At 57.7% G+C, this 19,887-nt stretch carries 17 protein-coding genes; all 17 read right to left on the bottom strand.

The features are described from left to right. Positions 1–174 precede the first annotated feature (174 nt). On the bottom strand, positions 175–1,605 hold the full coding sequence (locus EJ361_RS24215; protein WP_126249160.1) for an NADH-quinone oxidoreductase subunit N: 1,431 nt from the start codon (positions 1,603–1,605) through the stop codon (positions 175–177). A gap of 9 nt (positions 1,606–1,614) precedes the next feature. After that, complete coding sequence (gene nuoM / locus EJ361_RS24210; RefSeq protein ID WP_126249159.1) at positions 1,615–3,093, bottom strand: NADH-quinone oxidoreductase subunit M; 1,479 nt, start codon at positions 3,091–3,093, stop codon at positions 1,615–1,617. A gap of 18 nt (positions 3,094–3,111) precedes the next feature. After that, entirely contained in the window at positions 3,112–4,971 is a 1,860-nt protein-coding gene (nuoL, locus tag EJ361_RS24205; protein WP_205687102.1) for an NADH-quinone oxidoreductase subunit L, read from the bottom strand. A 32-nt stretch (positions 4,972–5,003) separates the two neighbouring features. Then, complete coding sequence (gene nuoK / locus EJ361_RS24200; protein ID WP_126249157.1) at positions 5,004–5,309, bottom strand: NADH-quinone oxidoreductase subunit NuoK; 306 nt, start codon at positions 5,307–5,309, stop codon at positions 5,004–5,006. Further along, positions 5,306–5,833, bottom strand: a complete 528-nt coding sequence (gene nuoJ, locus EJ361_RS24195; protein WP_126249156.1) for an NADH-quinone oxidoreductase subunit J — start codon at positions 5,831–5,833, stop codon at positions 5,306–5,308. The genes nuoK and nuoJ overlap by 4 nt, the downstream gene beginning before the upstream one ends. Positions 5,834–5,844: 11 nt before the next feature. Next, complete coding sequence (gene nuoI / locus EJ361_RS24190) at positions 5,845–6,360, bottom strand: NADH-quinone oxidoreductase subunit NuoI (protein WP_126249155.1); 516 nt, start codon at positions 6,358–6,360, stop codon at positions 5,845–5,847. Between the two features lie 6 nt (positions 6,361–6,366). Then, positions 6,367–7,320 carry an NADH-quinone oxidoreductase subunit NuoH gene (gene nuoH, locus EJ361_RS24185; protein ID WP_126249154.1) on the bottom strand — a complete coding sequence of 318 codons (954 nt, stop codon included), beginning with the start codon at positions 7,318–7,320 and terminating at the stop codon, positions 6,367–6,369. Between the two features lie 25 nt (positions 7,321–7,345). Then, the gene (nuoG, locus tag EJ361_RS24180; protein WP_126249153.1) at positions 7,346–10,045 is read right to left on the bottom strand and encodes an NADH-quinone oxidoreductase subunit NuoG; all 2,700 of its coding nucleotides are present in this window, start codon (positions 10,043–10,045) and stop codon (positions 7,346–7,348) included. Next, complete coding sequence (gene nuoF / locus EJ361_RS24175; RefSeq protein ID WP_126249152.1) at positions 10,042–11,358, bottom strand: NADH-quinone oxidoreductase subunit NuoF; 1,317 nt, start codon at positions 11,356–11,358, stop codon at positions 10,042–10,044. Before nuoF ends, nuoG begins: the two co-directional genes overlap by 4 nt. A gap of 1 nt (position 11,359) precedes the next feature. Beyond that, on the bottom strand, positions 11,360–11,824 hold the full coding sequence (nuoE, locus tag EJ361_RS24170) for an NADH-quinone oxidoreductase subunit NuoE (RefSeq protein ID WP_126249151.1): 465 nt from the start codon (positions 11,822–11,824) through the stop codon (positions 11,360–11,362). Between the two features lie 13 nt (positions 11,825–11,837). Beyond that, the gene (gene nuoC / locus EJ361_RS24165) at positions 11,838–13,580 is read right to left on the bottom strand and encodes an NADH-quinone oxidoreductase subunit C/D (protein WP_262707085.1); all 1,743 of its coding nucleotides are present in this window, start codon (positions 13,578–13,580) and stop codon (positions 11,838–11,840) included. Positions 13,581–13,682: 102 nt separating this feature from the next. Continuing rightward, positions 13,683–14,474 (bottom strand): MBL fold metallo-hydrolase, encoded by a 792-nt coding sequence (locus EJ361_RS24160; protein ID WP_126249149.1) that lies wholly within the window; start codon positions 14,472–14,474, stop codon positions 13,683–13,685. Between the two features lie 39 nt (positions 14,475–14,513). Beyond that, on the bottom strand, positions 14,514–15,152 hold the full coding sequence (locus tag EJ361_RS24155; protein WP_126249148.1) for an NADH-quinone oxidoreductase subunit B: 639 nt from the start codon (positions 15,150–15,152) through the stop codon (positions 14,514–14,516). Continuing rightward, positions 15,133–15,576 carry an NADH-quinone oxidoreductase subunit A gene (locus EJ361_RS24150; RefSeq protein ID WP_126249147.1) on the bottom strand — a complete coding sequence of 148 codons (444 nt, stop codon included), beginning with the start codon at positions 15,574–15,576 and terminating at the stop codon, positions 15,133–15,135. Before EJ361_RS24150 ends, EJ361_RS24155 begins: the two co-directional genes overlap by 20 nt. A 178-nt stretch (positions 15,577–15,754) precedes the next feature. After that, on the bottom strand, positions 15,755–16,195 hold the full coding sequence (locus EJ361_RS24145; protein ID WP_126249146.1) for a CBS domain-containing protein: 441 nt from the start codon (positions 16,193–16,195) through the stop codon (positions 15,755–15,757). A gap of 218 nt (positions 16,196–16,413) precedes the next feature. Beyond that, positions 16,414–18,108: a GMC oxidoreductase gene (locus tag EJ361_RS24140; RefSeq protein WP_126249145.1), complete on the bottom strand. Its 1,695-nt coding sequence runs from the start codon at positions 18,106–18,108 to the stop codon at positions 16,414–16,416. 75 nt (positions 18,109–18,183) lie between these two features. Next, positions 18,184–19,878, bottom strand: a complete 1,695-nt coding sequence (locus EJ361_RS24135) for a GMC oxidoreductase (protein WP_126249144.1) — start codon at positions 19,876–19,878, stop codon at positions 18,184–18,186. Positions 19,879–19,887: the final 9 nt, after the last annotated feature.

Raw genomic sequence — 19,887 nt, 5'->3', positions numbered from 1 at the left:
ACCGTCAAGCGGCTTACTGTATGGCTACCATGGCGCATCATCTACCTAATTTAGACAGATTTTTTCGCATTACTAAAGCCCTCGCACTAAAGTGCGTAGTTTTCAACTAACGGCTGGGACCAATAAATAGCCCGCTTCACGGGAAGCGGGCGCACATCCGGTATAACCAACAGCTCAGCCCATGGTCAGCATCATATCGCGGATCATGGAAATGAGGACAGACGGATATATCCCTAACCATAACAAAAGCGCCATGAGGGCAGACAGGGCGAACACGCCGAAGAACGGCAGCCGCTTCCGGGCAAACGTCCCCTCCTGCGGCGCAAACATCACCGCCACCAGGCGGATATAATAAAACAATCCGATCACACTGTTCACCACCAGCAAAGCCAGCAGCAACCACAGCCCCGCGTTCACGCCCGCCGCCACCACATAGAACTTGCCGATGAAACCCGCGGTCAGCGGGATACCCGCCAGCGACAACAGCATCGCCGTAAAAATGGCCGCCAGCCAGGGTTGCCGCCAAAACAGGCCGCTGAAGTCTTCCAGCATTTCCGCATCGTTCAGCTCATCGCTCAGCAACGCCAATACCCCGAACGCCCCGATGCTCGTGATCACATACGCCACCAGGTAAAACATCACCGCCTCCTGCCCTGCTTCCGAGCCGGCGAGAAAAGCGATGAGGATATATCCCATATGCGAAATGGAAGAATACGCCAGCAACCGCTTCACATTGCGCTGCATTAGCGCCAGCCAGTTGCCCGCAAACATGCTCGCCATGGCGATGATGGCCAGCACCCACCATAATATCGTATATTCATACCCGTTAACATCCCTGTAAAACCGCATCAGCAGCACCAGCATACTGCCTTTGGACACGGTAGCGATATAGGCGGCCACCGGCAGCGGGGCACCTTCGTAAATATCCGGTGCCCACATGTGGAATGGCACAATGCCGAGCTTGAATCCCACACCGATGAGCATGAGCCCGAATCCCGCCACCACCGTCACCGGCGCGGTGGAAATACTTTTCAGGTACTGCCCGATCCCCACAAAATCCATCGTCCCGGATTCCGCATACACCAGCGCCATGCCGAAGAGCAGAAATGCCGACGAAAGCGCCGCCAGCAGGAGATATTTGATCCCCGCTTCGTCTGACCGCTCCCGCGCCCGCAGGTACGCGATCAGTCCGTATAAACTGATGCTCATCGTTTCCAGCCCGAGGAACAGCGACACGAAGTTGCGGCTCACCAGCAGCACGATCCCGCCCACCGTAGCCAGCAGCAGCAGAATGTAATATTCCTCCTTCCGCTCCTCGCGCTGCTCGAAATATTTGAACGACAGCAGCAGTACGCTGATGCCGGTAGCGAGCATGAGGCCGGTATTGAACTCCGAGAACTTGTCGACCACGAACAGCGGCGCAACGAAATAAGGCATCGTCACCGGCTGGCGAAGCAGCGACAGCAGCGCAAGGAGGAATGCCGCTACGGTGAAGGCGTGCATCAGCCGGTGGTTACGGCGTATCGCCACCAGTAACATGGCGATCACGGAGGCGCCGGCGAGGATCATCACGGGCAGCAGGGCAAGCAGATCATGGGTAGACATATGTCCGATTTAATTATCCTTGTATTGAAATGCGACGACCGGCGCGGCTTTCGAAGCGGTGTCGATCACCCGCTGGGGAAACAGTCCCAGCCAGATGATGGCGATCACCAGCGGCAGCAGCATCACGGCTTCGCGTACTGTCATATCCTTCAACCGGAACTCGCGCAGCGAAATCCCGAAAAATACTTTCTGCATGATGCGCAAACTGTATACCGTGGCCACTACCAGCCCGGTGGCCGCCAGCACCGTGATCCAGGGCGACGCCTGCCAGCTGCCGGCCAGGATAAGGAATTCCGCGATGAAATTCCCCAGCCCCGGAAGCCCCAACGACGCCATAACGAACACCATGGTAATGGCCCCCAATCCCGGCAAAGCCGCCCATAATCCACCCATCTTCTCCAGCTCCCGCGTATGAAGCCTTTCGTACAACACCCCGGCGATCATGAACAGCGCACCGGTACTGATGCCATGCGTGATCATCTGCATCACCACGCCCTGGTACGCCAGTTCGTTGAACGCAAAGGCCCCCACCAGCACAAATCCCATATGGCTCACGCTCGTATACGCCACCAGCCGCTTGAAATCTGTTTGTGCGTACGCAAGCTGCCCGCCGTACAATATCCCGATCGCGCCGAGCAGCATAAATACCTGCGCAAAAGCGTGACAGGCTTCGGGGAACAAGGGCAACACGAAGCGCAGGATGCCGTAAGCTCCGGTTTTAAGAAGCAGTCCGGCGAGGATGACAGACCCCGCGGTGGGCGCTTCCGTATGCGCATCGGGCAACCAGGTATGGAAAGGGAATGCCGGTAATTTGACGAGGAACGCCGCCATGAACCCCAGCATCAGCCATCGGCCAATCCCCTGTTCCATGGGCGTTTGCAGCAGTTCAGCGTATGAAAAGGTATAATTCCCGGTGGATGCGCCGTGCACGAAATACAATCCCAATATGGAAAGCAGCATGAGCAAACCGCCCGCCTGCGTGAAGAGGAAAAACTTCAGCGAAGCGTACAACCTGCGCCCATGGCCCCAGATACCGATGAGGAAATACATGGGGATGAGCATCACTTCCCAGAAGAAGTAGAACAGGAAAAGGTCCATCACCAGGAAAACACCCGCAATGCCGCCCAGTACGAATAACAGGTTGAAGTAGTAGAAGCCCGTGCGGTCGCGGATCTCGTTCCACGACACCAGCACGGCCATGGCGCCGAGAAAGAAAGTGAGCACGATCATGAGGAGGCTGAGCCCGTCAATCGCCAGGGAAAGGCTCACGCCGAAGCGGGGCATCCAGGGTTGATGGTAAACGTATCGCCAGTCTGCCCCCGCCAGCGACGCCGGTTCCGGTTGCACCCAGATGCCCACGGCGAGCACAAGGCCGGCGAGCATCACCAGCAGTGCGATCCACCGGGGAAGGGTGGCGTTCACGGCCGCGGAGGCCCAGGCCAGGAAAGCGCCCGCCAGTGGAAATAATATGAAAGCCAGCAGTATCATGGCGAATCGTTTTTCAGGTTACATGGAATGCCGCCAGATGATGACGGACAGTATCAGGACCGCACCCATCACCACTCCCAGCACATACCACCGGATGATCCCGCTTTGCGTGGCGGACATCATCCGGTGAAGCCCGCGGGTAATGGCGGCCAGCCCGGTATATACGTTATCGATAATATCTTTCCGGTTGAGCCTGGCGATCCGAACGAACGGTTGAACGAACAACACATCGTACGCCGCATCGAAGCCCCAGCCGCTTTTCAGGAAAGCGCCCGCTTCTTTGGGGAACGGTGCGTTCAGCAACCGCCAGGTAATGTAAATAGCCAGCGCCGCAAGCCCCGCGGTGATGGTTTGCAACCCCCATTCCGCCGCCACGCTGGCATGCTGCGTTACCACTTCCGGCAGCACCGGCTGCAGGAAATCGCTCAGCCAGGTGAAATGACCGAGGGTATGCGGCAGCTCCAGGAAACCGGCCAGCGTGCTGCAAACCGCCAGCACGTAGAGCGGGACCATCATTTCCGGGCCGGGTTTGTGGTGGACGTGCGTCTGCTCCTTCCCGAAAAATACCAGCAGCATCATCCGCGTGGTATAGGCCGCCGTGATGAAAGCCCCCAACACCGCGGCAAACGCGTACACCGGCCTGCCTCCCGCCGCCGTGCCCGCCAGCCAGATGATCTGGTCTTTACTGTACCATCCCGACGAAATGAACGGAATGGCCGCCAGCGACAGCGAACCGATCAAAAAAACGAGGAACACACCGGGCAGGGATTTGCGCAATCCGCCCATTTTGAACATATCCTGTTCGTGATGCAGCGCATGAATGACGGCGCCCGCACCGAGGAATAACAGAGCTTTGAAAAACGCATGGGTGATGAAATGGAAAATGGCGGCCGACCAGGCGCCCACGCCCAGCGCGAGGAACATATACCCGATCTGGCTGATGGTAGAATAGGCCAATACCCGTTTGATATCCGTTTGTACCCAGGCGCTGAAACCCGCCAGCAGTAAAGTAACCGCCCCTGTGATCGCTACGGCCGTTTGCGCCGCGGGCGCCAGTGAAAAGATGACGTTCGTCCGCGCGATGAGGTACACGCCCGCCGTCACCATCGTAGCCGCATGGATGAGGGCGCTCACGGGCGTTGGGCCCGCCATGGCGTCGGGCAACCAGGTTTGGAGGGGCAGCTGGGCAGATTTCCCGACCGCGCCGCCCAGCAGGAGGAACGCGATCCACACTACCGTGGGGTCTCCCGCCGCCCAGAGGCTTTGCGCCCGCTCCAGCACTACCGACAATTGTAAACTCCCGGTATGCTGCACTAGCAGAAACAGCGCAATGGCCATGGCCGTATCGCCCACACGCGTCACGATAAAGGCTTTGCGCGCGGCGGCGCCGTTCTCGGGGGCTTTATACCAGAACCCGATCAGCAGGTAGCTGCACAGCCCCACGCCCTCCCAGCCCAGGTACATCAGTAAAAGATTATCGGCCAGCACGAGCATGAGCATCGATCCCACAAACAGGTTCATGCACGCGAAAAACCGCGCGAAATCAGGATCGTCGGACATATAACCCGTCGAGTAAATATGGATCAGCCACCCCACGAACGTGATGACGAAGGCGAACGACAATGAAAGCGCATCCAGCCGCAGGTTGACGCCGATGCTGAAATCGCCCACCCGCAGCCATTCCCACAAATGCTGGCTGAACGCCGGAACGCCCGACTGCATGAACTGCCAGCCCGCCACGATGGTCACCAGCGCCGCCAGCCCGATACTGCCGCAGCCCACGGCGATCACGCCGGGCTTCCCGATCTTTCCGGAAAACAGGATCAGGATAAGGGCGCCCAGGAAAGGGAGCGCGGGAACGAGGTACATCCATTCCATAATGCAATGTTTTTACGGTTCTCGATGCGGCTTCAGCCCCGCATCCGGCTAGCCTCGTCGCTGTCCAGCGATTTGAGCTGGTGGTACAACTGGAGGATCAGCGCCAGGCCGACAGATACTTCCGCCGCGGCCATGGCAAGGATGAACATGAACATCACCTGTCCCTCCGGCTGCCCCCACCGGCTGGCCGCCACAATGAAGGCGAGCCCCGCGGCGTTGAGCATGATTTCTACCGACACCAGCATGAAGATGATGTTCCGGCGGATCAGCATGCTGATGAGGCCCAATGTGAACAATACCCCTGCAAGGACGAGCCCTGCCGTTGTTGCGTTGATCATGACGGAGAATTTTCGAGGAAACGGTGAACGATTTTTTTCTTTTGACGGCCGAGGTGATAAGCCCCTACGATCCCTGCCATCAGCAGCATGCCCGCCAGCTCAACAGCCAGCATATAAGGGCCGAACAGGCTTTTACCCACCTCCTTCGGGTCTACCACTTTGATCTCCGCACCCGTATCCGCGGGCTGGACCATGAGGTAGACCAGTTCTGCCAGCAGTACGAGGCACAGTACCGACGGACCGATCCATACACCTGGCGTCATCCAGCTGCGCTCTTCGCCGGCGGTCTGGCTGCCAAGGTTGAGCATCATCACGAAAAATATGATCAGCACCATGATGGCGCCGGCATAAACGATGAGTTCCAGCGCGGCCATGAACGGCGCCCCGTACAGGTAAAACACCACTGCCACGCTGAGCATCGACACATTGAAGTACAGCAGCGCATGCATGATGTTGTACCGGGTGATGACCATGATGGTCGACAAAACGGCCACAGCGGCCGCGATATAAAATGCGGTTCCCATACCGTTCGGTTTTAAGGTAACAGACTGCGCACGTTTACCGGCGGCTCCTCGTGCCGGGCTTCGCCCTTATCCTTCCCTGCGATGGCCATGCCCGCCACGCGGTAATAATTGTAACCGGGATATTTGCCCTGGCTGTTGATGAGCAGGTCTTCCTTCTCATACACCAGGTTCTGCCGGTCGTATTCCGCCATTTCGAAATCGGGCAGCAGTTGTATGGCGTAGGTAGGGCACGCCTCTTCGCAGAACCCGCAGAAGATGCAGCGGGAAAAGTTGATGCGGAAGAAGCCGGGGTATCGCCGTCCGTCGGGGGCTTCGGCGGCCTGCAGCGAGATGCAGTCTACCGGGCATGCAGCGGCGCAGAGATAGCAGCCCACGCAGCGTTCGCCGCCGTCGGGGTCGCGGGTGAGCGCTATGCGGCCGCGCCAGCGTGCGGGAAGGGGCGCTTTCTCTTCCGGGTACTGGTACGTTTCGCGTTTGTGGAACATGTGCAGGAACACCAGCCACATACTTCTGAGTAAACTGAACATAACCGGTCATTTATCGATGAACAATTTGACGGCCGCCGTGCCGAGCAGGTTCAGCAAAGACAGCGGGAACAATACCTTCCATCCGTATTCCATCAGCTGGTCGTACCGCGGCCGCGGCATGGAAGCGCGCAGCAGGATGAAGACCATGATGAAAACGAACGTTTTCAGCACAAACCAGATCACGCCGGGCAGGAAGGCTGGGCCCAGCCATCCCCCGAAATACAGCGTAACGATCATGGAGGAAATGAGGGTGATGCCGAGATATTCCCCGATGAAGAACATCCCGAATTTCATCCCCGAATATTCTGAGTGGAAACCCGCCACCAGTTCGCTTTCCGCTTCCGGGATATCGAACGGCAATCGGTGCGTTTCGGCAATGCCGGCGATGAAGAAGATGACGAAACCCAGTAACTGCGGGAATATATACCACATCCCGCGCTGCGCTTCCACGATCCCGCTCAGGTTGAACGTGCCGCTGAGGATCACCGGTCCCATGAGCGCCAGGCCCATGAACACTTCGTAACTGATCATCTGCGACGCGCCGCGCATGGCGCCCAGCAGGGCGTATTTGTTGTTGGACGCCCATCCCCCCAGCACAATGCTGTACACGCCCAGCGAAGACATCGCCAGGAAAAAAAGTACGCCGATGTTCATGTCTGCCACCACGATCCCCGGCCCGAAAGGCACCACGGCAAACGCCATGAGCACACTCGCCACCACCACCGCCGGCGCAAACACGAATACGACCTTGTCGGCAAACGGCGGGATCCAGTCTTCCTTGAAAAACAGTTTCAATGTATCGGCCAGCACGATGAGGATGCCGAAAGGCCCGGCACGGTTGGGGCCGTACCTGTCCTGCCAGAGCGCCAGCATCCGCCTTTCGAGCCAGATGAGGCCGGCGGCCGTATTGAGCAGCACGAACAGTACGCCGCCGATGATCCACCAGTATTGTGCTTCCATATCGAAAATTTTTTATCGTTATCATTTACGCCTGCATCTTCGCCAGTACCGGTAAATCCACCACGGGCGATTGCGGCAGTCCAGCGTTCACGCCCGCCAGGCCGCGCGGCATCCAATGGTTGGCCGTGGCCACCAGCCGGCAGGTATGATGGTCCGTTTCCACCGTCACCCAATTACCGGGCGTGATGTTCCACTGCGCGAGATCGTCGGGATTGAGGTAGAGGCAGCAGAAATCCGCCGCGTGTTTCGCGATGCCGGGCGTGTACATGCTCAGCTCCTCCGACCCGAAAATGTGATAGACCGGCATGATATGCACATGCCCCGGAATGGGCACGAACGTGTCGGGCGCTTCGTGGAAAAACGGCGCACCGCCGTTCACATGCGGTTCCAGCAGCCGGACGCCCGGGTCGCCGCCATGGAGGTGCCCTCCTATTTCCTGTTGGTATTTGTTCACGGATTGTACGGAATTCCAGCCCGGCGACCAGAAGAACGGAATAAGCGGCGCCGGCGGTTCTCCCCTGTAACCCTCCATGGTGAAGGATAGCGGCGTATCATCGTCTTCCGCGGGCTTGGGCTCGCTCACGTTCACATTCGCCTGCATGGCCGTTCGCCCGCTGTAGCGGTGCGGTTCGCGGGGGATGCGCTGCCCGTTGATCCGGAAATCGGCGTGCGGCGCCAGGTGCTGCAGGGATGCCAGCGACGGCATGCCGGTGGTCAGCGCCCAGTCGATATCGTCGAGGTTATGAAGGCCGTGGAGCGATTGCACCTGCGCGCCCTCCGCGATCTGGAGGCACCACCGCCAGCTTTCCTGTACATCGCCTTTGGGGACGTACACCTGGTAGTAACGCTGCGCGCGGCCTTCGTTGTTGACGACGGTGCCGTCGGCCTCAGCGAAGGTCCCTGCAGGCAGCAGCACCGTCGCTTTCTCGGCGGTGCGGTTATATAAATGATCGATGAGGATGACTTCCTGCGCATGCAGGAAAAATTCGTCGATAAGATGTTCGTCTGCGCGCCGGTAAAGATCGTTTTCCAGCACGATCACCGTATCCGCCTCTCCTTGCCGCAACACATCGATGGCCGTATCGAGCCGGTGGCCGCCGAGCATTTCGAGGCCCAGACTGTTCACTTCCGGCAACGTGAGGCTGAGCAGGGGATTTCGGCCTTTTTGCCGTAGCGCCCAGGCCACGTTGGCCGCGGCTTTCATCATATGATCGCATCCGCTGCCGTACCCGCCGATGATCAACGGCCGCTCCGCCGCCAGGAGCGCCGCCGCAATTTTTCCGGCCAGCGCGGTTTCTTCGGGGGTCAATCCGGTAATGGGCGCTATATCGGCCCCCAACTGCTGCGCCACCGCAAAGCCCAGCCGCGCCAGCTGCTCCGGCGCACCGCGTTGCACGGCTTCCGCCAGTTCGTCGAGTTTGGTGGGGAGGGTGTTGAATATGAAAAGCGGGCCGCGATCTTCCTGCACCGCTTCGCGCACGGCGGCATCCTGCCATTCGGCCAGGTGGATTTGCCCCATGGCATCGGCCTCCGGCTTGCGGCGGACGGCCTGCCGGACCGCCAGTGCCAGCATGGGCGCGGTGTTGGTGAGGTCTTCCCCCAAAATGAACACCGCATCGGCCTCACCGGCTTCCTGCAGGGAAGGCGTGCGTACGGGACCGTCGCGGAGGATTTTCAGCGCGAGGGACGTAAGATCATGATCCGAATCGGACATACCGAGGTAGAAATTGTCTTCGCCCACCAGCATCTTCAGCGCGAAATTCGATTCCAGGCTGGCGCGGGGCGATCCGATGCCGATGGTGCGCCCGTTCTTCAACCGCGCGGCCACCTGGTCCAGCACATGCTCCTTATTGACCGTACCGTTGGAATGCGGGCGGAACGCGGGTTGCAGGATGCGCTGATCGCTGTTGACGAACTCGTAGCCATACCTTCCGCGATCGCAAAGGAAATAGCCGTTCACTTCACCGTTGTAGCGGTTGGCGATCTGGCGGAGGGAACCATACCGCTCACCGGCGCTCGTATTGCAACCCAATGAGCAGCCCTGGCAAACCGACGGCGCCCAGGTCATGTCCCACTTCCGGGTGTAATGCGATTTGAGGGTTTTGTCGGTAAACACGCCCGTGGGGCACACTTCCGCAAGGTTCCCGCTGAATTCGCTTTCCAGCCGGCCGCTTTCGCATCGCCCGAAATACACGTGGTTGTGTGCGGCGAACACGTTGAGGTCTTTTCCGCCGGCGTAGTCTTTATAAAAACGCACGCATCTGTAGCATTGGATGCAGCGGTTCATTTCGTGGTTGAGGAAGGGGCCGAGGTCCTGGTTTTCGTACGTCCGCTTGGAGAAGCGGTAGTTGCGGTAGGTATGGCCCGTCATCACCGTCATGTCCTGCAAATGGCAGGAGCCGCCTTCGTCGCACACGGCGCAATCATGTGGGTGATTGGTCATGAGCCAGCCGATGACCTGTTCGCGGAAAGCCTTTGCGCCAGGGTCTTCCAGCGAAAGCCGGAGATTGTCGCGCACCGGTTCCATACACCCCATCACCAGGCGCCCTGTTTTATCGTCTTCGTCCTTGAACACTTTCACGGCGCATTGCCGGCAGGCGCCCACCGAGCCCAGCGCCGGGTGCCAGCAGAAATACGGAAGGTTCAGGCCCAGCTCCAGGCAGGCTTCCAGGAGATTTTTGCCCGGCTTCGCTTCGTATGGCTTGTTATCGATGTAGATGGTCATAAGTGATGGGTATGATGGAGGTGAGCGGATGCGGGAGCGGCCGGCACGGGGTCGTGGTACGGACAACGGTGTTCCCGGATGTGTCTTTCAAAATCGTCACGGAAATATTTGAGCGCGCTTTGCAGCGGCTCCATGGCACCGGGTGCCAGCGCGCAGAAAGTATTGCCCGGCCCGAGCCATTCGGTATGGCGGAGCAGGAGCGCCAGGTCTTCATCGCGCCCCCTTCCCTGCTCGATGGCCCAGAGGAGCTTTTCCGTCCAGGGAAGGCCTTCGCGGCAGGGCGTGCAGAACCCGCAGGATTCCTGTGCGAAGAAGTGCTCGAGGTTGTGTACGAACCCGACGGGACAGGTCTGATCGTCCAGCACCACCATCGTCCCCGTTCCCAAACGGCTGCCTGCTGCGGCAACGCCGGCGAAATCGAGGGTGATGTCCATGTGTTTTTCGATGAGGAAGTCGGTGGATGCGCCGCCCGGCAACACGCCCCGGAAGCCGAAGCCGTTTTTCATGCCGCCGGCGTATTCTTCCATCAGTTCGCGCATCGTGATGCCCATGGGCAGTTCCCAGGCCCCGGGTTTGTTCACGCGGCCGGAAACACCGTAGATTTTTGTGCCGCCGTCGGCCGATCTGCTTAAGGATTTGAACCAGTCTGCGCCTTTATTGACGATATGGGGGATGAACGACAGGGTTTCCACGTTGTTGACGATGGTGGGTTTGCCGAACAGGCCGGAGATTTGCGGGAACGGGGGTTTGGCGCGGGGAGTGGCGCGTTTGCCTTCGAGGGAATTAAGGAGCGCGGTTTCTTCGCCGCACATGTATCTCCCCACCCCCGTATGCAAATGCATTTCGAGGGAATACCCGGTGCCGAGGATATCTTTTCCCAGGTACCCCGCATCATACGCCTCCGCGATGGCCTTCCGCACCGCAATGGCCGCGTCTTTATACGCCCATCGGAGGAACACGAACGCTTCGGTGGCCTGTATCGCATATGCCGCCACGATCATGCCTTCCAGCAGCTGATGGGGATTGCCTTCCAGCAACCACCGGTCTTTGAACGTGCCCGGTTCCATTTCGTCGGCATTGGCCACGAGGTATTTGGGGCCGGGAACGTCCATCGGCACGAAGCTCCATTTCATGCCGGTGCTGAAACCCGCACCGCCGCGGCCTTTCATATTGGATTCCTTTACCAGCGCGGTCACTTCCTGCGGTTGCATATGGCGTACCGCCTTGCGCACGGCCTGGTAGCCGCCGATGGCCTCGTACTGGCGGATCTCCAGCGGCGGAAAGGTGATGTGTTGTGTGAGCGGTCGTTCCATATCAGGTATATTTTTCGAGTATGTCAACTAATGCGGAAGGTTGGAGATCGCGATACGTATCATTGTCGACCATAAGCGCCGGCGCATGATCGCAGGTGCCGAGGCAAGGGTTGGGCAGCAGCGTGAAGCGCCCGTCCGCCGTTGTTTGCCCGTACTGTATCTCCAGCAGCCGCGTCAATTCGGCGTGGATGCCTTTGAGGCCCATCACGTAACAGCTGATGCTGTCGCACAGCAGGATGATGTGGCGGCCCACGGGCTGCCGGAAGATGAGGTTGTAGAATGTGGCCACGCTGTCTACCTCTTCGGGGCTCATATCGAGGATATCGGCCACATCGCGGATGCTTTCGTCAGACACCCATCTGCGGTGTTCCTGGACGATCTTGAGGGCTTCTATACAGGCTGCCTTTTTGATGGGCACCTGCCGGATCTCGTCCTCGATTTTCTCTTTTTCGGTCATCGATAGCATACAATTCGTTTTTTTACCGGTCAATGTCCGCCAGCACGTAATCCATGGCGCCGAGGATGGATAAAAGGTCGGCCACCGTGTACCCGCGGCTGATGTACGGGATCATCTGCATATGTGCGAACGAGGGCGTGCGCACGCGCACCCGGTAGGGCGCGGTGTTGCCGTCGCTGGTGAGATAATAGCTGTTCCATCCTTTGGTGGCTTCCGTGACGATCATGGCTTCGCCGTTCGGGATCACGGGGCCCCAGGAAACGTGGAGGAAGTGGTGGATGAGGGTTTCGATGTCCTGCATCGTGTATTGCTTCACCGGCGGCGTGGCCAGCGGATGATCGGATTTGTACGGGCCTTCGGGCATGTTGTTGAGGCATTGCTCGATGATGCGGAGGCTTTCCCACATTTCCTGCACGCGCACCACGGCCCGGTCGTAGCAGTCGCCGTTCCGGCCCGTCGGGATGTCGAATTCGTACTGTTCGTACCCGCTGTAGGGGCGCTTCTTGCGCATATCCCAATCCATTCCGCAGGCCCGCAGGTTAGGGCCAGTTGCGCCCCAGTCGATGGCCTCTTCCAGCGAAAAAACCCCGATGCCCACCGTGCGCGCCTTGAAGATCGCGTTGCGCATCACCATCTTGTCGTACTCCTTCAATTTCTTCGGGAAGTACTGCACGAATTCGCGGACGAGCTTGTCCCAGCCCTGCGGCAGATCCTGCGCTACGCCGCCGATCCGGAACCAGTTGGGATGCATGCGCCCGCCGCAAACGGCTTCGATGATGTTGAAGATTTTTTCGCGGTCGGTGAACATGTAGAATACGGGCGAAAGCTGCCCCACGTCCTGCGCGAATGTGCCGTACCACACCAGGTGGCTGGCGATGCGGAACAGTTCGCAAAGCATGACGCGGATCACTTCGGCCCGTTGCGGGATGTGGATGCCGGCCAGTTTTTCTACGGAAAGCAAATAAGCGAGGTTATTGTTGACGCCGCCGAGGTAATCGATGCGGTCCGTGTAGGGAATGTAGGTGTGCCAGCTTTGGCGTTCCCCCATTTTTTCGGCGCCGCGGTGATGGAAACCGATATCTGGCACTGCGTCTACGATATCTTCGCCATCGAGCTGGAGGATGATGCGGAGCACGCCGTGGGTGCCGGGGTGTTGGGGGCCGATGTTGAGGAACATGAAGTCGGAGTCGTCAGACTGCCGCCGGAGGCCCCATTCTTCCGGGTTGAACTGCAGGGCCTCCTGCTCCCTGTCTTCTTTTTCCGGGAAGAGCCGGAACGGCCCCATTTCGGTGGCCCGTGCGGGATGCTCCTTGCGGAGCGGGTGCCCCTCCCAGGTGGTAGGCATGAGAATGCGGCGAAGCAGGGGATGCCCTTCGAAACGGATGCCGAACATGTCGAACACTTCCCTTTCATACCAGTTGGCGGAAGGCCAGATGTGGGTAATGCTGGGGGTGGAAGGAAATTCGCCGCGGAGGGCTACTTTCAGGCGGAGAAAGGCATTTCGTTCGAAGGAAAAGAGATGGTAGACGAGGGTGAATTCGCAGGTGCCGTTGTACTTACTTTTACCCGCACGCTCATCGATGGCCGTGAGGTCATAGAGCATGCGGTAAGGTTGGTCCGCTTCACTGCGGAGGTACTCCAGTACAGGTACGATCTTCCCTTGCGGCGTCCAGATGGTGGGCGTCTCATCCCGGGTGAGCTGTTCATGGAACAGCTGCTCGCCGAACCGGGAGCAGAGGGCAGAAAAGATGCTTGCAGGCATGATGTGGGTTTTGTGTATCCATGCGCCTGGCTGCTGGCTTTTCCAGTCTGTTATACCCTTGCTTGAAATGAGCTGTTGGTCGCTATATCGGGTTTTGTATCAGTTTCAGTTTCTTTCTTCCGGCTCATGCACCCTTATCGTTGCCTCTTCTCCCGCCGCTGCTGCGGCCCTTTGCGGATGCCCGCCGTGATGATGATGGTGGCCGATGAATTTCCGGCCGAATTTCATGCCTGCGCCGTGCAGAATGCTTTTACCGTGCCCGAAGCAGGCTACGTCGAAATCGAACGTGGCCAGTTTTTCGAGGCTGTGCATCCCTGCTTCGAAGTCTTCGTAAAAGGTCGAATACCCCAGTCCGAAGAGATTGTCGCAGGCGTCTGCCGCAAACAGCACATTCTTCGCCCCCGGGAAGAAAAAGGCCAATTGCCCTTCGCTATGCCCCGGAATGTGGACGGCCTGAATCCCGCCGCCGATGGGCAGCCATTCGCCATCTTCCAGTAACCGGTCTATCCGGAACGGCGTGATGGACCCGGGTGCTCCGGCGATGAACATCCGGTAAATGAGGCGGTTGACCAGCCCCGTGAACTGCGGACGTTCGGGCTTCGGGATGTATCCCGCTTCCACCCACTTCTTCTCGGCCGGATGCATGTATATCTTCGCACCCGTGATGGCTTTCAGGTCGGCAGCGCTGCCGGAATGGTCCGGGTGGCTGTGTGTCAGCAGGATGTTTTTCAGGTCATCCGGCTGCCGGCCGATGGATTGCAGCAGTTCCAATATGAGGCCGCTGCTGTCGGGCTCTCCCGTGTCTATGAGCGTCAGCTTTTCATCGTCGATCAGAAATGCGTTCGACTTTCCCAGGTTCAGTTCATAGACATTCTCGGTGATCCTTCGGATACTCATGCGGTGTAGGTTTATAGGTTGCGGCGGATGAAGCCCCTTTCAGATTTCGTCCGGCGTCTTGAATTCGGTCATATTCTGGCGCTTCTCGCGGAAGCGGTCTTTCATGGATGTTTTCTCCGGCCTGATCACGCCCTGGTCGCCGATCGTCCAGCTCAGGGGGCGCAATTCCTTACCCACGGATTCCTGCAACAGCAGCAGGCCGTGCATGAAGGCGTCGGGGCGCGGCGGGCATCCGGGAACGTATACGTCTACCGGTAAAAATTTATCGACGCCCTGGACCACGCTGTAAATATCATACATCCCGCCTGAATTCGCGCAGCTGCCCATCGAAATTACCCAGCGCGGTTCCATCATTTGTTCGTATAGCCGCTGGATGATGGGCGCCATCTTGATAAAAACCGTTCCGGCGATGATCATGACGTCTGCCTCGCGGGGCGTTCCGCGGATCACTTCTGCGCCGAAGCGTGCGAGGTCGTACTTGGGCGTCATGCCGGTGGCCATTTCCACGAAGCAGCACGAAAGCCCGAAATGGAAGGGCCACATGCTGTTTTTACGGCCCCAGGCTACGAGGCGTTCTACGGAAGTGAGCATCACGCTCTGGCCCACGGAGTCTTCGGCCGAGTAATTGCCGTTGCTGCGCGGCGCGGCTTCTTTCGGTTCAGTTAACCACCACTTCATGGCTGTCGGTTTTAGTTTGAAGGGATGTGGACTTCATCTTCCGGAAAGCTTTCAGGATTTTCTTCCCGTCGGGCCCGAAATCCAGCGCACCGTTCCGCCATTCGTAGATGAGTACTACCAGCAAAATGGCGATGAAAACAGACACGCCGATGAACCCCGCCCATCCGAGCTCTCCGAACGCGATGGCCCAGGAGATCACGAACACGGTCTCGATGTCGAAGATGACAAACAACATGGCAACAAGGTAAAATTGGGACGGGAAGCGGAGGCGCGCGGAGCCGGTGGATAAAATACCGGATTCATAAGCTTCGCCCGTAGAGCGGTCTTTATGGCGCTGGCCCAGCAGGTAGGACAGACCCAGGATCGCCAGTACCAATACGAGTACGATGGCGCCAAATACAAGAAATGGCCAGGTTGGCTGCATAACAGTCGTTTTATGGGTTCATCTGCGGGTTATCCGGACGGGCGTCGGTGAGGGGATCCTTTGCGGTTGTTTTATTGTAGCCAATCGAATTCCAACTCCTCGCACCGGGCAGATGCAGGCCATAAAACAATAAACAACGCCGGGGATGTGGCTGTCTGTAACTGTTGTAACTGATCCGTTAATGATGCGTGCCGGTAATGTAGCACTCCAGGTTTTCAATGATGTGTTTCTGTTCGTCCATGATATATTTCACTACATCCCCGATGGAGACAATGCCGATGAGTCTTCCTCCGGCATCCACCACCGGCAAATGCCGGATTCTTTTATCAGTCATCTTGCACATGCAGTTCTCGATCGTTTCGTCTTCCGAAACCGTGATCGGGTGTTCTGTCATGATCTCGCGGATCGTGGTCTCTTTCGAAGCACGACCTTTCAATATTACCCGGCGCGCATAATCGCGCTCGGAAAATATGCCCATAAAATGATCTTTATCTACGACGGTGAGGGCGCCAACATTCCGGTCCACCAATACTTTAAGGGCTTCATAAACGGTGCTGTCCGGATGTACGGAGTAAACTGCGTGACCTTTGCCCACCAAGATGTCTCTGACTCTTCCCATGGTAAGCTGTATTTAAGTTTAAACAATAACGTGTGCGAAAAACCTACTTTAAGTTACCTTATTTAATTCGTAAAATCAAAAAGAAGCGGGAAAAAGCCGTCAACAAACTTGTTTACGACCCTATTCCCGCTACCAAATAATCCGTTATACGTATAAATTTTTAACCCGATGTTAATCCCCACTGCAACGATTTCAACACTGTATCGAATTACCCGCGACTACAGATTCTGTTTCTTCAGCTCGTTCACGCCGTGGTCTACCGCACGCGCCGTCAGCGCCATATAGGTGATCGACGGGTTTTGACAGGCCGATGAACTCATACACGCACCATCGGTGATAAACACGTTCTTTGCCGCATGCACCTGGTTGAAGCCGTTGAGCACGGAGGTTTTGGGATCGCGGCCCATGCGCGCCGTCCCCATTTCATGGATGCAATGGCCCGGAGGCGGCATATCGTCGCTTCCGCCAACGTTTTTCAATCCGGCAGCTTCCAGCATTTCCTTCGCGCTTTCCAGCATGTCTTTGCGCATGGCCAGCTCGTTGTCGCGGAAGTTGCAGTCGATGTCCAATGTGGGCAATCCCCATTTGTCGGTTTTCGTTTTATTGAGGCGCACGGTATTGTCGGCATATGGCAGATGTTCGCCCCAAGCACCGATCCACATGCCCCATTCGCCGGGTTCCGTATTGTTTTCTTTCAGTTCGATGCCGATACCGTCCATCGTTTGTTTACGGCCGCGCCCGGCGCCGCCCTGGTAGCCGAATCCGCGCACATAATCCTTACGGTTGGTATTGCCGCCGATGTTGCGGAACCTGGGAATGTATATGCCGTTGGCGCGCCGGCCGTAAGTATATTGGTCCTGGAACCCGTCGAACGACCCGCCTGCGCCAACGCCGAAGTGGTGGTCCATAAGGTTGCGGCCCACCTGGTCGCTATCGTTGCCGAACCCGTTGGGGAAGCGGTTGCTGACGGAATTGAGGAGGATGGCGGTGGTACCGAGCGTGGAGGCGTTGAGGAAGATGATCTTTGCCGTGTATTCGATCACTTCTTTCGACTCCGCGTCCATGATGCGTACGCCTTTTGCTTTCTGGGTGCTTTCGTCGTACATCACTTCCAGTACGATGGAGTGCGGGCGGAGCGTGAGATTGCCGGTTTTGGCCGCCGCCGGAAGGGTGACGCCGTTGCTGCTGAAGTAGGCGGTGAAAGGGCAACCACGCGCGCAAAGGTCGCGGTACTGGCAGGGCCCTCTCCCGTTGTGCGCTTCGGTAACATGCGCACAACGGCCGATGGTCATGATGCGGTCTTTGTAATGTGCTTTGATACGCGCTGCCACGTGCTTTTCGAGGCAGTTCATTTCCATGGCCTTGAGGAATTCGCCATCGGGCAATTGGGGTAGGTTTTCCGCCTGGCCGCTGATCCCGATATATTTTTCGACATAGCTGTACCAGGGCTCGATGTCCTTGTACCGGATGGGCCAGTCTACCCCATGACCATCTTTGGCGTTGGCTTCGAAGTCGATATCGCTCCAACGGTAGACCTGCCGCCCCCACATGAGCGACCGGCCGCCCACATGGTTGCCGCGCAGCCAGTTGAAGGGCTTGATCTCGTTGTAGGGATTTTCCTTATCATTCACCCAGAAATGCTGCGTGGCTTCGTCAAACGCGTAGCAGCGGCTCTGGATGGGGTGGTTTTCCTCCATTTCCCGGGTAAATTTACCGTGATGGGGATAGTCCCAGGGGTTCCAGTTGGCGGTCGGATAATCCTTGATATGCTCAACGTTCCTGCCTCTTTCCAGCACGAGGGTCTTGAGCCCTTTTTCGCACAGCTCTTTGGCTGCCCAGCCGCCGCTGATGCCCGATCCTACCACGATGGCGTCGTAGGAATTTTCGGCCGCGGCTTTGATGTTAAGATTCATTGTAGCGTGGGTTTTTAACAGGAAAAGCCGCACAGAACGCGGCTTTTCCCTGGTAGTTATGCCTTGATTCCCTTATCAGATATTTCCTTTCTTCAGTTCCTTCACGGCATGGTCGGCCGCGCGGGCGGTCAGCGCCATGTAAGTGAGGGAAGGGTTTACGCAGGACGCGGATGTCATGCAGGCGCCGTCTGTCACGAATACGTTTTTGGCGGCATGCACCTGGTTGAATTCGTTGAGGACAGAAGTTTTCGGATCGCGGCCCATACGCGCGGTCCCCATTTCGTGGATCGCCATACCGGGCCAGGAGCCGTTGTCGTACGTTTTCACGTTTTTCACGCCGGCGGCTTCCAGCATTTCGGCCGCATCGTTCATCATATCCTTGCGCATCTTCATCTCGTTTTCCTTGAATTCGGCGTTGAAGCGCAGCGTAGGCTGGCCCCATGCGTCGGTCACGGATTTATCGAGGGTTACGTAGTTGTCTTCGTACGGGAGGCATTCGCCGAAGCCGCCGATGCCCATGCTCCATTTGCCGGGCTCGGTGAGCATTTCCTTGAAATCCTTGCCCACACCCATTTCCGCGATACCACGGCTCCATCCGCTGCGCGAAGCGCCGCCCTGGTAACCGAAACCACGCAGGTAATCGCGCTTGTCGTTACCGATATTGCGATAGCGGGGGATGTAAATACCGTTGGCACGGCGTCCGTAGAAATATTTATCGTCGTACCCTTCCATAACGCCGGATGCGCCGGTGCGGAAGTGGTGGTCCATGAGGTATTTTCCCAATACGCCGCTATCGTTCCCGAACCCGTTGGGGAAACGGTCGCTGATGGAGTTCATCAGCACGAAGGTGGAACCGAGTGTAGAACCGTTCACGAAGATGATCCTGGCATAGAACTCGATCATTTCCTTCGAATTCTTATCGATAACGCGAACACCGGTGGCTTTGCCTGCCTTGTCGTCGTAAATGAGGCTGTTCACGATGGAATCGGGGCGCAGCGTGAGGTTGCCGGTGGCCACCGCCGCCGGGAGGGTCGACGATTGGGTGCTGAAATATCCGCCGAACGGACAGCCGCGGCTGCACAGGTTCCTGAACTGGCATTTGGTACGGCCTGGCAGGTCTTGGGTAATGTTGGCGACACGGCCCATGATAAATTTCCTTCCGCCGAAAGCCGCTTCGATCTTGCCTTTCACATCTTTTTCCACGCAGTTCATTTCCATGGGCGGCATGAAAATGCTGTCGGGCAGCTGGGGCAGGTTTTCGGTGGTGCCGCTGATACCTACGAATTTTTCCACGTATTCGTACCAGGGCTGAATGTCTTTATAACGGATCGGCCAGTCTACCGCGATGCCGTCTTTGGCGTTGGCACCGAAGTCGAGATCGCTCCAGCGGTAGCTTTGGCGGCCCCACATGATGGATTTGCCGCCAACGATATCGGGGCGGTACCAGTCGAAGCGTTTATCTTCCTGGTAGGGCGCTTTGCTGTCGTTGATCCAGTATTTTTCGTTGTGTTCGGAGTAAGGGTAATCGCGGCTGAGTTTCTCATGCGACTGGCGCTGGTCTTGCGTGATCCTGCCGCGGTGGGGGAATTCCCAGGGGTCTTTGGTGGCGGTTTCGTATTTGCCGTGCTCGAGGTTGTGGCCGCGTTCGAGCATGAGCACTTTGAGTCCTTTTTCGGTCAGTTCTTTGGCAGCCCATCCGCCGCTCACGCCGGAGCCGATCACGATGGCGTCAAACGTATGCTGGTCCTGCGCTTTTATGTTCAGGTTCATGTTGATCAG

Origin of the sequence: Chitinophaga rhizosphaerae, assembly GCF_003958645.1 — a bacterium.
GTDB classification, from domain to species: domain Bacteria; phylum Bacteroidota; class Bacteroidia; order Chitinophagales; family Chitinophagaceae; genus Chitinophaga; species Chitinophaga rhizosphaerae.
Note: the sequence above shows the minus strand (reverse complement) of the source record. Positions and strands in the feature narration are given on the sequence as shown.

What these genes read in the sequence shown, in the direction of transcription:
- nuoJ (WP_126249156.1), bottom strand. Translation starts at nt 5,833, where the DNA reads ATGGGAACCGCATTTTATATCGCGGCCGCTGTGGCCGTTTTGTCGACC.
- EJ361_RS24155 (WP_126249148.1), bottom strand. Translation starts at nt 15,152, where the DNA reads ATGAAGTGGTGGTTAACTGAACCGAAAGAAGCCGCGCCGCGCAGCAAC.
- EJ361_RS24135 (WP_126249144.1), bottom strand. Translation starts at nt 19,878, where the DNA reads ATGAACCTGAACATAAAAGCGCAGGACCAGCATACGTTTGACGCCATC.
- EJ361_RS24140 (WP_126249145.1), bottom strand. Translation starts at nt 18,108, where the DNA reads ATGAATCTTAACATCAAAGCCGCGGCCGAAAATTCCTACGACGCCATC.
- EJ361_RS24160 (WP_126249149.1), bottom strand. Translation starts at nt 14,474, where the DNA reads ATGAGTATCCGAAGGATCACCGAGAATGTCTATGAACTGAACCTGGGA.
- EJ361_RS24150 (WP_126249147.1), bottom strand. Translation starts at nt 15,576, where the DNA reads ATGCAGCCAACCTGGCCATTTCTTGTATTTGGCGCCATCGTACTCGTA.
- nuoH (WP_126249154.1), bottom strand. Translation starts at nt 7,320, where the DNA reads ATGGAAGCACAATACTGGTGGATCATCGGCGGCGTACTGTTCGTGCTG.
- nuoG (WP_126249153.1), bottom strand. Translation starts at nt 10,045, where the DNA reads ATGACCATCTACATCGATAACAAGCCATACGAAGCGAAGCCGGGCAAA.
- nuoE (WP_126249151.1), bottom strand. Translation starts at nt 11,824, where the DNA reads ATGCTATCGATGACCGAAAAAGAGAAAATCGAGGACGAGATCCGGCAG.
- nuoM (WP_126249159.1), bottom strand. Translation starts at nt 3,093, where the DNA reads ATGATACTGCTGGCTTTCATATTATTTCCACTGGCGGGCGCTTTCCTG.
- nuoI (WP_126249155.1), bottom strand. Translation starts at nt 6,360, where the DNA reads ATGTTCAGTTTACTCAGAAGTATGTGGCTGGTGTTCCTGCACATGTTC.
- nuoF (WP_126249152.1), bottom strand. Translation starts at nt 11,358, where the DNA reads ATGGAACGACCGCTCACACAACACATCACCTTTCCGCCGCTGGAGATC.
- nuoK (WP_126249157.1), bottom strand. Translation starts at nt 5,309, where the DNA reads ATGATCAACGCAACAACGGCAGGGCTCGTCCTTGCAGGGGTATTGTTC.
- nuoL (WP_205687102.1), bottom strand. Translation starts at nt 4,971, where the DNA reads ATGGAATGGATGTACCTCGTTCCCGCGCTCCCTTTCCTGGGCGCCCTT.
- EJ361_RS24145 (WP_126249146.1), bottom strand. Translation starts at nt 16,195, where the DNA reads ATGGGAAGAGTCAGAGACATCTTGGTGGGCAAAGGTCACGCAGTTTAC.
- EJ361_RS24215 (WP_126249160.1), bottom strand. Translation starts at nt 1,605, where the DNA reads ATGTCTACCCATGATCTGCTTGCCCTGCTGCCCGTGATGATCCTCGCC.